We start from the raw sequence: 14,043 nt of genomic DNA on the forward strand, positions 1-14,043 counted from the left end.
ACGTCTGCACTACTACTCTTTTCTCAAATCTCTCATATTCGATATGTATAAAGCAATAACTAAAACAAGAATTGCTCCTGCGTATAATAACGTCTCCATCGGTTCCTCATGAGACACAATAATTAATCGAATTAAAGCCGTAATTCCGATATAAATAAAATAGCGTAACGGGAAATGATAATTCGATTTAAAATACTTAATAATTAATGCAATGAACTCGAAGTATAAGAAATAGACGATGATACTTTCAACCAATTTATAAGACGTATACTCTTTTGACGAAAAAATATACTGCACAAACGTGATCGTCTCATTCACTAAGAAAATCGATAACACAATGGATAATATAATTAAAGCTATATTTAATATCCATTGCAAAACACTAGCTATAACATGATCGATATTAAATGACTTCATATTCTCTTTAGACTCCCCTTCGTATAAGTACTTATTTATTATAGCAAAATTACGATTGGAAAGAAGTTAAATCATATATTCGTCCTTTGTTGTTGCCAGTATAGGGAAGATTTAGTGTGTGGAGAATTCTGTTTACAACCATACCCGACGAAACATTGAGAAACTCTTTCAAATTACCATTCGTACATGTCTTACTAATGAGCAATGCATAATCTCGTATAGCATCCACATGTGCCACTTTTGAAAAATCTTTACAACTTGTACAACGCCAACCCTTCTTAACTTTAACCATTGGAATAACTAAGCATTTCTCACATTGTACTCCATTTAGCAACTCCTCTTTTTCTATTTTATATTGCTCAAGTATATTTTGTTGAAGTGGAGAATGCTCCGCTATTATTTGATGAATGAGCCTATCTACATTATCTATAACTTTTCTCTTATATTTACTTTCAAACCACTTTATTTTATGAGGTAAATTGGCACTATGAATAATTGTATGAAGAAGATTGTCATCTGAAGATTTTATAATGGTACGAGGCGAGCTAATAACAACGAGGGACTCAATTGGAAGACTAGAGGAAAATCCATGTGAGTTTAACCATTTCTTTAGTTGTATTTCTTGCCTTTTTATTTGTAAAACCGGATCTGGAAATCCCTCTGAATTTCCTTCTGTTATTCGGATAAGTTGATTAAACTTTGCATCAAACATTAATGTACCTGCTATATTTTTTATCTCAAGAAAAAGAAGAAACTTTGTGGAAAGGATAATAGTATCAATTTGAAAGTATTTATCATAATTACATAAGCGAACATCATGTAAAACACTATACTCTTTCTCAGAAATAAAACTAAGCGGATAATCAATCGCTTGCTCTCCTTTATACCCCGCCATGTATTTTGCCAAGTTTTCTCCAATTAAATTTCGTTTCGGATGATGTACAGGTAACCTTCTAAGAAGTGCTTCTAACTGTCTTATATAAATCGGTATTTTTCTCTCTTTCACAATCACCTCAAACACCCCTTTACAAATATATCAACGATTTTCTCAATATATCTATCACAACTCACAATATATCAACGATTTTTCCAATATATCGATTGGTCGACAATATCTGACACTACCTCACTCCAATCACTCACAGCATATCCTAGAAAAACATCTTCAGCAAAAACTTAAAATCGCATTTCCTCATAAAAAAACATAACCCGCTCCTCCAGCAAAGGTATGGTTTTTAACCCTGCGATGCCACTCTATCTATAACCTTGCTGTGAATTCCACAAAATCCATTTGTACTTATACCAACTTTCACTTTTTTCACACTGAAACTATATCCGTTAAAATCGTTTCATAACGTTATTACTTCCGCATAGCTACAATTTATATAATAACGGTACAGTACAAATAACGTACTGAATCACTAAGTATGGGGGAATAACGATGAAAGAAGCGTTACTATTAGTAGACATACAAAATGATTACTTTGAAGGCGGCAATATGGAATTACATCAACCTGAAAAAGCCGCACAAAAAGCGAAAGAAGTCTTGAAAGTATTTCGTGAAAATCATAAAACAGTTATTCACGTACAACATATCGCGAACAATGAAGGAGCTACTTTCTTCTTACCTGATACAGTAGGTGTTCAAATTCATGATGATGTACAACCGATTGTTAACGAAAGAGTCCTACAAAAACATCACCCCAACAGTTTTTTAAGAACAAATTTATTAGAAACATTAAAGACAGAGAAAATAGACCAACTAGTCATTTGCGGTATGATGACTCATGTATGTATTGATGCAACAGTGCGCGCTGCCAGTGACTTCGGATTTCAATGTATTGTAATTGAAGATGCTTGTACAACAAAAGATTTAGAATTCCAAGGAAATCTAATCCCCGCAGTACACGCTCATCAATCGTTCATGAGTGCATTAGAGTTTGGTGATATTTATGCAACAGTCATGTCAGCAAACTGTTTTATAACCAAAAGCAAATAAAGAATTACAGTTCCATATGAAAAAAGAAAGGATAAGTATCTTATTCTTTCTTTTTTTCCATCATCTTAATGACAGTATTTATACGATAATCACCATAATGTAAAACATCTGCAAGAGTCTCTTCTAATTGCTGATGCGAAGATGTATGAAGAGTCATGACATAGCACCCATCGCCGCTTATACGATACATTTCAGTAATTACGTCCGTTTTTTCAAAAAAATTTTGAATTTGATTATGATAATGCGGTGCATGCAAAAATAGTGTAACAAAGGTCATAATAGATCCTTCTAGCTTAGCCCTGTCAATATTTATCGTATATTTTTGAATGACACCTGCCTCTTCTAATTTATTAATTCGCTTCCCAACAGCCTGACCAGTCAAATGTACTATCTCCCCAATTTCCTTCCAGTTCATTCTAGCGTTTTCTTGTAGTAATTGTATAATCTTAAAATCTGTTGAATCAAACATGGACATCCCCCTTCCTATACGAAACGAATTCTATAAAAGCTTCATTTCCCCTACAGTTTTTCTCAAAAGTTTTGCACTACAATCGATTAGCTCTATTAGCAATTACATTATTGTTAGTGGCTTTCCTTCTTCTTTACAATGTATTTTTTGGATTACTCGTAGGCACTACAGCAATCTAGCGATTTTTTATAAATATGAACATTTTTTAGGAATTAGTTTATCTTTTTTTAATGTTTTATTTAGAGGCAGTTTATAGTCGGGTATTAACATAAGAAACGTAGCGACTAAGTTCATATATGACGCACCGCTACTATAATCACTAACCGTACTACTTGAAATCATAAAATAAGGAGACGATAAAACATGAACAAAAAAACAAAAGCACTATCATCCATACTGCTCGGATTCACATTAGCATTAACAGGGTGTGCTGGTACTAAAGCTGAAGAAAATCATGGGAAACAAAAACAAGAACAAGTTGCTAAAGAAACAAAAAAGGAAAATAAATTAACTAAAGGGCAAAAAATGGCTAATATTCTTAGCGAGACAAATTGGCAAGGTACACGAGTGTATGACAAAGATAAGAATGACTTAACAAAAGAGAATGCAAACTTCATTGGTCTTGCAAAATATGATGCGAAGTCAGGCAGATATGAATTTTTTGATGCTAAAACAGGTGCAAGTCGTGGCGATAAAGGAACTTTCTTTGTCACAAATGATGGGAAGAAGAGAATATTAATTTCAGAATCAATGAAGTATCAAGCTGTCGTTGACATGACAAAACTAAATAAAAATGTATTTACTTATAAACGAATGGGGAAAGACGCTAACGGTAAAGATGTTGAAGTTTTCGTTGAACATGTTCCATATAAAGAAAAAGAACTTTCTTTCACTGACCCGGACAAGCAGTTGAACACGACTACAGGAGATATTGTTAAAAATGTTGATGGAGATAAAATTTTGGGCGGCACCCTTTGGCACGGAACAAAGGTATTAGACGAAGCTGGTAACGATGTAACACAGTTTAATTCAAATTTTATAAGTCTAGCAAAATTTGATGACAAATCTAATAAATATGAGTTCTTCAATAGCGAAACAGGTCAAAGCCGCGGTGATTATGGCTACTTCGATGTTGTACACGAAAATAAAATAAGAGCCCATGTTTCAATTGGAAATAACAAATACGGTGCTGCTCTTGAACTTACTGAACTAAATAAGAATAAATTTACGTATAAAAGAACTGGTAAAGACCAAGCTGGTAAGGATATAACTATATTCGTTGAACATGAACCTTATAAAGGTGATATGAAACCACAATTTAGCTTTTAAAAACGTTTGATTAAAGATCCTGTACTGAGTTGCAGGATCTTTCTTATTAAGCAAGAGAACGAAAAGACGAAAAACATGTAGCTTTTCGTCTTCACAATATTCCCTGATGATTTACAAAACCTAAAAACATACCGATACAAAATAAAATAAATCCAATTAGAATTAAGGGAAGAGTTAAGCCACCCCAAGCTGGTTTATTAGCAAACGCCCTTATTTTAAAATTAATCCTTGCTAAAGACATGATAACAATACCCGCTATTGATAAAATTGTAGTTACATAAGTCATTTATAACAATACTCCTCTTCTATATTGATTTTATATCTCTGCAAACCATCTGCATAAGTGTTATAGTCCAATATTCATACATGCCATTACAATTGTAGCAATCCAGCTTTGTGCCACATCATTTGTAAAATTCATTCTTCACTCCTAAAAAAGGACAGAACCAGACGGTTCGGTCCTTTTTGTTTTATAATAATTTTTTGCTACAATACCTTTTTCTTATAAATCTTACGCTAACACAGCTTTTGATTAACTTATCCTGAAATATTATGAATTTGCGTTCAACTTATCTAAAATACTTTTATCTATTTTCGCTTGATTCACTTTAGCTATTTTAGAAACAATCCCACGGCGCTCTTCCCAATCAATCAAATAATATTGATTTTTTTCCAATTTATTTTGCATGGAAATTTTCAGTTCTCTTTCTTCCCCTTTTTTATCGTACACCTTCTCATCATAAACATGATACGTGAGAACTTCTCCATTACTCAATTTTTCGTTTTCTACTGTAGAATCGGTCGTTACTTTTACATAATATTGTTTAGTCGAATAGTATCCATTCCCTGACTTCATATAGTAGAAAGCACCTCCTACTATAGCTAATAACACAAAAATTCTCATGATCCATTTCATATGATAATACCTAACCTTTCTATTCTACTTGTAAGATTTATACCCGTTAAAATATAAATCTTCCTTACCTTAAGTATGCTTTAACCATAAAGATGGTACAATCCAGTTTCCTTACATCCACATTACATTTTTGTAATCCTATCATTTTACAAAAGTTTCTTAAGTTGGCCGCAAACAAAAGAACATAAACTGTTTTAAGTTTTATTCCTCCAATTGCCACACTTTTAGCAACACTTGTTCAAGTAATAGGAATTACATTATTAATCAGCCCTCACCAATCAGGCCGCCCGGCAAATAGCGGGATAAAATTTGTGACCAAGTAAAAAAGCGCCCTACTTATAGGGCGCTTTTTTTATACTTAATGACTAATACTAGCTGTTGGGTATAATGTTGTTCCTCCAATTGAAACTTTTATTTCATTTGTTAATGGAACATTTTGTTCATTAATAATTGTTCTCCACCATTCCCATGCAAGACCTGTACATTCTCTTGCTACAATTTTTATATTTTTTGAGTTCGGTGGAAGAGGGATAACTGTAGAGTAATGAGCCGTTTTGTCTTTTCCGCTACCATCCCACGTTTTATGTGTTAGTACTTCGTTACCCTTTTGGTCAAATGTGAATTCATCCCAAGATACATCAAATTGAGCAACGTAAGCACCGTAATGATCAAGTGTCATTTTAGCACTTGAATATTCTGTAGTTGTCGTCTCAATATAATCTGTATTGTTATGAACAGCAGCAGTTGCATTATCTTTTAAGAAAGTACTTGTATATGAAATCGGGTATGCTGGATTTTTAAGACTTAATTCAGCATTATCTTTAATGATATTTCGGATTTCATTGAAATCTTTAGTAACAACCTTGTTATGCTCTTTCGCATCTCCACCTAATACTACAGCAGTAAAGGTACTTTCTTCAAAAATATCTTTATACTGTCCACTTGTTTCAACGCTGTTATTCTTAAGTAAGGCTTTAAAAGCAGCTTGTACATCTTTGCTCTTAGATGTTGTTTCTAATTTTACATAAATCGTTCTACCATAAGCTACATTTGAAACCATAACAGGTGGAGCCGAATTACTTACGCCTTTTCGAGTTAACTCGTCAAAAGTAACGCTATTATCAAAAAGGTCGGATGGATTGTTAGGTAGTTCAGCGCTTACCGTATAAAATATTTGCTTATATGCGGCAACCATCACTTTTTTCTCTCCATTTGCAACCGCATTAAAATCAATGTTTAAACTGTTATCAAGATATTTAGCGTTAACATTAAGAGCACTTGCGATTTGTGATTTACTATAAACCATAGATTCCGTATACTGCATTCTTGCAGGTAACGTATGTGTTGTGGAATACTTTTCATTCCAAGTAGATACTAAATCGTCTACTGCTCCAGCTACATTACCATATGTCGGATTTTGGACAGTGATTGTATTTTCTTTTCTCATGCCCGGTAAGTCTATACTAATATTCAAAGGCTTTCTCTTAGCCACTAATAAACTTGGTTGATTGTCTGCAAAAGCTTTATTTGCAAGTTGTACAGCTCCTGGATACGTACGATTCACTACAGAATCAATAATTGAAATATCGACTGGTGACGTTGTAAGTGATTTTTTCTCGCGTTCCACTACTACAAATTTACCATTTGAATTGATACTTTCTTTCGGAACAAAACTCTCTACTTTATCACCATTTACAGCTAAAACCTCTTGATTATTATATTTAAGATTTGCTATACCAGTATCAATGCCACTAGCATTTTTGGTTACATCAGTTGCATTACTTGCTTGTGTTTCTGCGAAGGAAATAGATGAATAATTAATAGTGCATAGACTAACTAATAAACATGCAAGGAACTTTCTTCTCTTAGTGTTTTTCTTAATATTCAGAAAAATCACCCCGTTCTTTTTTTAGTAAAATATGATAATGATTGATAAATGATAGCTAACTAATACACTTACATAAATGCTTTTAAAAGTTCTTGAACTAACGGGATTACGCCACCTACAAATTTTAATACTGCCATTGCGATTTCCATATTATTTCCTCCTTTTTATTGCTACGAAAATATGATTTATCTTTATGCCCTCATTATAGTGACCCCTTACACTTTTATCAATACACTCTGATATGCAATATTACATATAAAAAAACAAGCTGAATTCTTTTGAAAAATTATACAGAGATATTTTTTCCGTTTGGTACATACTTGAAAAGGTGAAGCATTCTTTTGCATTTTATGAGTAATCACATAAAAAAAGCTGCTGCCTATAAAATATAGACAGCAACTTCAACTAGAATGTCTTGCATAATCTACGCAAGACATTTTATAACTAATACACTGCGATCGGCCCATAAGGACCATTAATAATTTCTATTTTTGTTTCAAAAATATCTGTCAAAAGTGTTGGGTCCATAACCTCTTCTACTGTTCCGAAAGCAGCAATTTGTCCATCTTTCATAGCACAAATTTTATCCGAGTATTTAGCTGCAAAATTTATGTCATGCATAACAGTCAAAATTGTTCGTCCAAATTCATTAGCTGCACGTCTCAAATGCTCCATCATTTGAACAGAACGAGCAACATCAAGGTTGTTCAAAGGTTCGTCCAAAAGTACATATTCAGTCTCTTGGCACAATACCATCGCTACATATGCCCTTTGTCTTTGACCACCAGAAAGCTCATCTAAATATCTATTCTCTAAACTAGTTAAATCTAAGAAATCGATATATTTAGAGATGATAGCCTCATCTTCTTTAGTCAATCTTCCCTTTGAATAAGGAAAGCGCCCAAATCCAACTAGTTGTCTCACAGTAAGCCTAGTTACAAAATGATTTTCTTGTCGCAATATAGTCAAAACTTTTGCTAAGTCTTTTGATTTGGATTCAGAAACATCCATATTTGCTACCTGAATTTGGCCTTCATCCATATCTAAAAGTCTGCCAATCATTAAAAGTGTCGTTGACTTTCCAGCACCATTTGGTCCAATTAAAGAAGTAAAGCCCGCTTTTGGTATTTCAATATCCAAAGGTCCTATTTTCACCTTATCAGTATAGAACTTTTTAACATTATCAATTTTTATCATAAAGCCCTCTTCCTTAAAACTATAGTTAAGAATATGATTCCACCAAATAATTCAATAATAACTGAAACTACACCTTGAGCATGGAATACATGATACATTAAAAAGTATGCACTCGTCATTATCAAAAATCCTATAGCAAAAGCCATCGGAAAAATATATCTATGATCATACGTTGATGCTGCCTGATAACTCAAAGTTGCTACTAAAAAGCCGTAGAAAGTAAGTGGCCCAATTAGAGCTGTTGAAATGGACATTAAAATAGCTACTAATACAAGCGTATAAATTACACTAGGTTGGTATTTAACTCCAAAAGAAGTAGCAACATCCTTTCCTAGTGACAAAACATTTAAATTCTTAGAATGAGCAAAAATTAATACTGCTATAATTATGATCATAGGAATTACAATAGGAAAATATGCAGGATCTGCATGATTAACAGAACCAAATAATCTTGCTTGTAAGATATCAAATTCTGAAGGCGCAAGTAGTTTTCTCATGAAAGTTGACACAGAATTTAGCCCGGTACCAATAATAATTCCAACTAAAAGCATAAGTTGTAAATTCCCGTATTTACCGGAAAGTAACCATCCATAAAGTATCAAACTCATGAAGACCATAACAACAACTTGGAATAAAAATGATCCCATTCCATTAAAATTTATTAACGCACTAGCACCAAAGAAGAATACTGTACTCGTTTGAATTGCTGAATAAAGTGATTCGAAACCTAAAAGTGAAGGAGTAATAATTTTATTATTCGTAATAGATTGGAAAGCAACTGTCGACAAGCTATGGCAAACCGCAGCAATAATCATTGCAACAATAGCTACTATCCTTCTCTTAACGACTGGGATAAAAGAAGGTGAATCTATCGGAACTGGATTGTTATAAACTAAAAGTCCATATGAAGAAAGAAGACCTAAAGCAATCAATGTTATCAGTAAAATCCAATAACGTCTTGCTTCCTTCTTAGACCGAAAAGCGCTAGCTGATCTACTTTCATTATGAAGGCTAGAATCGATTTCGACATTTTCTTTTTTTCTATATTCTAATGTGATCATCGTAGCCTCCTTGGTTTTCTTTGTCTCAATAAAATAGTAATAAACACGACTGCTCCCACTGTTGCAAGTATTAAAGAAACAGGTAATTCAAAAGGCTGTATAATTGTTCGAGAAATGATGTCACAGGCAGTTATTGATCCCATTCCGATCACACAAACCCAAGGTAAATTACTCCTAAGATCATCACCTCTAAACATTGAAACGATATTTGGCACAATTAATCCTAAGAAAGGTAAGTGTCCAATAACAGCTGCAACAATTCCAACTGCAACAGAGATAAGAGCAGTCCCAAAAAGAACAATTCTATTATAATTAACTCCAAGACTTGTTGCGACATCTTCTCCTAGTCCAGCTAAAGTCAATCTATTAGCATACATAAAAATAAGAAAAGTAATGATAACAATCAGCCATAAATATTCATATCTTCCCACCTGAATGTTAGCAAATGAACCTACAAACCAAGTTTCAATACTTTGCGTCTTTTGAAAAAGGAGTCCTAAAAAAGTAGACACTGCAGAAATTACTGCTCCAAGCATCAATCCAATAATCGGAACAATTAAAGACGAACGAAGCTTAACTCTTCTTAAAAATAGAAAGAAAATCATAGTTCCTATAAAAGAAAAAATGATTGCACCAGTCATTCTTTGAACTAAAGTCGGGGCAGGAAATAATAAATACACAAAAAGCAGGCCTAAGCCTGACCATTCAATAGTCCCCGTTGTAGTAGGTTCAACAAAGCGATTCTGTGTAATGAGTTGCATTACGAGCCCTGCCATCGCCATCGCAGCTCCAGTAAGCATTAATGCAGCTGTTCTCGGAACACGAGTTATGAAAAACATCTCTGTCCCGTCCTCTTGTCCACGTATATCATAAACTCCAGTAAACAGTGATATAATCCCTAAAATTATAACAACTATAATCGCTATTATAAAAGGTTTTGTCCATAATTTATTGTGATTATAAAACTGGGGTTGAGAAATATTCTCAACCCTAGAAATTATATTTTTTGACACTGTTTCGTACTCCTTTACACTACTTAGCTAAAGTTTTTGCCATATTTCCAAATAACTCTATATAAGTTTGAATTGATTCATTTGTGTAAGTATCTTCTGGTGCATAAATAACTTGTTTTTTAGAAACAGCAGTTGTGTTTTGAAGAGCAGGTGATTTAGAAATAACATCCTTAGCAGGTGTTGACTTAGCTGCATCAGATGTTGCAGCATCACGATCTAATACGAAAATCCAATCAGGATTTGTTTGTGCAATAGCTTCAACAGAAACGTCATCACCTTTATGACCTGCAGTAGAATTTGAAACTTCTAACGCTGGAGTCCAACCGAAAATTTCATACATTGGTCCCCAAACGCGACCAGAATGTGGAGCAGCAAAACCAATATTACCACCAGTAACGATAACACTCATAACTTTATCTTTTCCGTTATAAGCAGATTTTGCGTTTTCAATAGATTTATCAAAATCAGCTACTAATTTTTTAGCTTCTTTATCTTTATCAAAGATTTTTCCTAAAGTAACTGTAGAATCTTTAAGTCCTTTTACTAAGTTTTCGCCAGGCTTAGTAGCTTTCTCAGAGACATCAAAATTAAGATCAATAACTGCTGCATTTGGTACTAATTTTTTGATTTCTTCGTAATGGTCAGCAAATCTTTGACCAACGATTACAAGGTCAGGGTTTGCTGCTGCAATAATTTCAAGATTTGGTTCACGGTGATTCCCAATATTTCGAACTTTTTCATCCTTTTTATATGCTGAATCAGCAGGCATGATATCCTTTGGAGCAGCCGCTAATTTAATTCCCCAATCAGATAAAGTTTCAAAAGTTCTGTTATCCAAAGCAACTACATTCTTTGGGTTTACAGGGACTTTAACAGTTCCATGAGCATCAGTGATTTCAACCGTTTTTTGCTTATCACTACCATTATCTTTATTATTGGCCTTCGAAGTTTCTTTACTTGAATCTGAGCAAGCTACTAACATTAAAGTGAAAATTGCTAGAATACTCACTAATTTTAAAAGCATAGATTTTTTCATATGTATACTCCTTATAGTGTGATTTATTTCGAAAATGATGACATCCATAGATTGAATTAGAAAGTAACTTTTATTCAATTGAATCGCTATTGATAATCATTTTCATTTGAACATCCTGTTAATTAGTATAGTCATTAATTCTGTGAAAATCTTGTGAATGGTGTGAATTCATAAAATCAGGCATAAAAAGTAATATGTGAAGTCAGGCACCTTTATTCTTCAGAGCGTGTCGATTTTTTTCGAGTAGACACTTTCATTAGATCCGGTCTCAACTAATGCGCACTAGAATCGTCCCCTCCACACTACCCAAAAGATGAGCACCTTATAAACCATAATTTCCCCTGCAAAAAATGTTCATTAATAGCTAATGTTTTCATAATCCATTGCCTGATAGAAATATTCTTTTTACATCTTTTAAGACTTCACAGAAACTATTTGATTATCACATTTAATAAAAAAACGAGTAAAACTGAATGAAATAGTTTTACTCATTTTTTTATTATCTTATTTTTATCAGTCAATCATCGAATAGCCTCTGCCATGTATCGTTTGAATATATCTTTCTTTCTTCTCGCACTTTAACTTTTTTCTTACATACCCAATATATAAATCTACTACATTTGGATTTACTACTACGTTATATCCCCAAACCTGATTCAAAAGCATTTCACGGCTCAATATTGTATTTTTATTCTTGATTAAAAATACAAGTAAATCGTACTCGCGTTTAGTAAGCGAGAGATTTTCGCCACCTTTTTTCACAATATTACTAGATGCATCAACAAAGAGATCTTTAAACTGATAAAAGTTTGTCTCATTTTGCTGAATACAGTCACTTCTCCTTAAAATCGCTTGAACTCTTGCTACTAATTCTTCTTTCACAAATGGTTTTCTTATATAATCATCTGCTCCTGCTTGTAATCCTGCTATGCAATCCTTGCTAGAAATATTATCGGTCACAATAATGATTGGTGTCTTTTTAACAAGCCTTATTTGTCTGCAAATTTCTGGTCCCGATATACTTAATGAATCCCAATCTAATATGATAATATCCCAGTCTTGTTCATATATTATATTTAAACCTTCGTTTTCATTGTGAAGTTTTAAAATGAAATAGCCTTCTTGCGTTAGACCGCTTACGATTTTCTTTGCTGAAGACCGTTCATTTTTAATCACCAACACCTGCTTCACCGATGGTTCACCTCTACTTCAATATAACTTATTTAGATAAAAAATTATCACCAAAAAACAATTTAAGATTTATAAATTTAAAATTCCTAAATAATCCATGAAAACAGCTTATTAGGAGAACTCTATATAATCTTACAATAGGTATGGATAAAAACACAAAACATATTAATATTCGAATAAAATGAAAACTCAATGAAGTCTTATCAACCAGGTTTTGACGGGATAAACTTGTAATCATTAAGGGATACGCATTAAGGATAGAAGTGAAAGAAGTGAAGAATTAGAAGCATTCTATTTTTAAAATCCTAACTTTTCCACAAACAAAAGAAGCATAAACTTGCCGTGAATGTTACAACAAAACAAATAAAAATACCTATTATTAGCATGTGGCATTTAATCTTACTATTTTATTCATTAAAGCTTTTATACAACAAGTTCAATAACTTTAACAAAGGAGTTTTAGTATATTGGCTTAATGGTAAAAGTGTTTGTAATGATATCCTTTGCTTTTAGAGGTACCGTCAGGAAAATGCGGATTTACAACACTAAGCCCATTTTCCTGACGATTCCTCCGCTTTCAACAACTTTAAGAAAATTTTATATGAAAGAAAGTTTTGTTCTTTTAACCAAAAACGGTCGTTTATGGTTAGATGAACTACTCACAGCTATTTATGTGATGCCATTTTTTAGATGTAATCAAAGATAGTACAGTTGCATCATGAATTTGCCAAATTCCTTGTGTCTGTTGTCCCATATGGAAGGATCTCGTATATTTTTGCAGCAAGTGCCTGGGGAGATTCCTTTGCCCCTCTTTTAATCCAATCGTTAACAATATTATAGATACCGCCTGCTAAAAACAGGATTTGCATTCTGCTTATGTCATGATTGCGCGTAATATCCGCTTGAAAGACCTTTTCCATTGTGTAATTCAAATAATCAAGCATCATACTAGATATATTTGCATCAATTAACTTTCCTGACGGCTTCTGTGCAGACACAAAGCCCTCTATAATATATTCAATAATTAGCTGCATACTTTCATAAGGATCCAAACTATCAACCTCTTTCAAAAATTGTTGAACAATTTCATCCACTGATACTTGTACGACGTCATAAACGTTGCGGTAGTATTTGTAGAATGTGACTCTGGCAACTCCAGCCTTTTTGCAAATAGCTGTTACGGTTATATCTTGCAGTTTATGTTCATGCAACAGTGCGCTCAATGCCTCCATAATGTATTTCTGAGAGTGTATACTGTCTTCTCTTGACTTCCTCAAAACTAACACATCCCTTCATTCTGTTCGTTTTAAGTGCAAATTATCACATAGTGCTTGAAAGATGAAAATTCACTGTTATACTTACACATGTAAGTACAATTGTTAGTGTATAAAAGGCCATCATTGCTGTCAATGTGTACCATTTTCTTTGTTTCCTACTGGCAATTTTCCGCCATTTTGCAAGCTATAAATAGGGTGAGATTTACTGACACAATTTACAATATACATTTTAAAATCCTTTTATATTAAT

Annotated in this window: 14 protein-coding genes; 2 read left to right on the forward strand and 12 right to left on the reverse strand. The window is 33.3% G+C overall.

The features are described 5' to 3' along the window. Positions 1-12 precede the first annotated feature (12 nt). Together psiE and MR170_RS12695 are read right to left on the reverse strand one after the other, a co-directional pair. A complete protein-coding gene (gene psiE / locus MR170_RS12690; RefSeq protein WP_000834709.1) occupies positions 13-417 on the reverse strand; it encodes a phosphate-starvation-inducible protein PsiE in 405 nt (134 codons plus the stop codon). 49 nt (positions 418-466) lie between these two features. After that, positions 467-1,423, reverse strand: a complete 957-nt coding sequence (locus MR170_RS12695; RefSeq protein WP_242308386.1) for a nuclease-related domain-containing protein — start codon at positions 1,421-1,423, stop codon at positions 467-469. 435 nt (positions 1,424-1,858) lie between these two features. Between MR170_RS12695 and MR170_RS12700 the strand changes: the two genes are divergently transcribed. Then, the gene (locus MR170_RS12700; RefSeq protein WP_242308375.1) at positions 1,859-2,416 is read left to right on the forward strand and encodes a cysteine hydrolase family protein; all 558 of its coding nucleotides are present in this window, start codon (positions 1,859-1,861) and stop codon (positions 2,414-2,416) included. A 40-nt stretch (positions 2,417-2,456) separates the two neighbouring features. On the opposite strand, the gene MR170_RS12705 is transcribed toward MR170_RS12700, so the two are convergent. After that, the gene (locus MR170_RS12705) at positions 2,457-2,885 is read right to left on the reverse strand and encodes an Lrp/AsnC family transcriptional regulator (RefSeq protein WP_225986878.1); all 429 of its coding nucleotides are present in this window, start codon (positions 2,883-2,885) and stop codon (positions 2,457-2,459) included. A gap of 363 nt (positions 2,886-3,248) precedes the next feature. On the opposite strand from MR170_RS12705, the gene MR170_RS12710 reads away from it, so the two are divergent. Then, positions 3,249-4,214: a DUF4822 domain-containing protein gene (locus MR170_RS12710; RefSeq protein WP_016079773.1), complete on the forward strand. Its 966-nt coding sequence runs from the start codon at positions 3,249-3,251 to the stop codon at positions 4,212-4,214. Between the two features lie 91 nt (positions 4,215-4,305). On the opposite strand, the gene MR170_RS12715 is transcribed toward MR170_RS12710, so the two are convergent. The 9 genes from MR170_RS12715 to MR170_RS12755 all read right to left on the reverse strand — a co-directional run bounded on the left by MR170_RS12715 (position 4,306) and on the right by MR170_RS12755 (position 13,748). Beyond that, positions 4,306-4,500: a hypothetical protein gene (locus MR170_RS12715; protein ID WP_016079772.1), complete on the reverse strand. Its 195-nt coding sequence runs from the start codon at positions 4,498-4,500 to the stop codon at positions 4,306-4,308. A 264-nt stretch (positions 4,501-4,764) separates the two neighbouring features. Next, positions 4,765-5,130 carry a YxeA family protein gene (locus tag MR170_RS12720; RefSeq protein WP_043935792.1) on the reverse strand — a complete coding sequence of 122 codons (366 nt, stop codon included), beginning with the start codon at positions 5,128-5,130 and terminating at the stop codon, positions 4,765-4,767. 358 nt (positions 5,131-5,488) lie between these two features. Further along, on the reverse strand, positions 5,489-7,027 hold the full coding sequence (alo, locus tag MR170_RS12725; RefSeq protein WP_000576728.1) for an anthrolysin O/cereolysin O family cholesterol-dependent cytolysin Alo: 1,539 nt from the start codon (positions 7,025-7,027) through the stop codon (positions 5,489-5,491). Positions 7,028-7,462: 435 nt separating this feature from the next. Next, on the reverse strand, positions 7,463-8,215 hold the full coding sequence (locus MR170_RS12730; protein WP_000590061.1) for an iron ABC transporter ATP-binding protein: 753 nt from the start codon (positions 8,213-8,215) through the stop codon (positions 7,463-7,465). Next, positions 8,212-9,276, reverse strand: a complete 1,065-nt coding sequence (locus MR170_RS12735) for an iron chelate uptake ABC transporter family permease subunit (RefSeq protein WP_242308376.1) — start codon at positions 9,274-9,276, stop codon at positions 8,212-8,214. The genes MR170_RS12730 and MR170_RS12735 overlap by 4 nt, the downstream gene beginning before the upstream one ends. Next, positions 9,273-10,289, reverse strand: coding sequence for an ABC transporter permease (locus tag MR170_RS12740; protein WP_000041820.1), 1,017 nt, complete (start codon positions 10,287-10,289; stop codon positions 9,273-9,275). Before MR170_RS12740 ends, MR170_RS12735 begins: the two co-directional genes overlap by 4 nt. Positions 10,290-10,308: 19 nt before the next feature. After that, positions 10,309-11,325 carry a siderophore ABC transporter substrate-binding protein gene (locus tag MR170_RS12745; protein ID WP_242308377.1) on the reverse strand — a complete coding sequence of 339 codons (1,017 nt, stop codon included), beginning with the start codon at positions 11,323-11,325 and terminating at the stop codon, positions 10,309-10,311. Positions 11,326-11,838: 513 nt separating this feature from the next. Continuing rightward, positions 11,839-12,516 (reverse strand): response regulator transcription factor, encoded by a 678-nt coding sequence (locus tag MR170_RS12750; RefSeq protein WP_242308378.1) that lies wholly within the window; start codon positions 12,514-12,516, stop codon positions 11,839-11,841. Positions 12,517-13,232: 716 nt separating this feature from the next. Continuing rightward, entirely contained in the window at positions 13,233-13,748 is a 516-nt protein-coding gene (locus MR170_RS12755) for a TetR/AcrR family transcriptional regulator (protein ID WP_043935894.1), read from the reverse strand. Positions 13,749-14,043: the final 295 nt, after the last annotated feature.

It is taken from the genome of Bacillus cereus group sp. BfR-BA-01524 (assembly GCF_022662595.1).
GTDB lineage: Bacteria > Bacillota > Bacilli > Bacillales > Bacillaceae_G > Bacillus_A > Bacillus_A thuringiensis_S.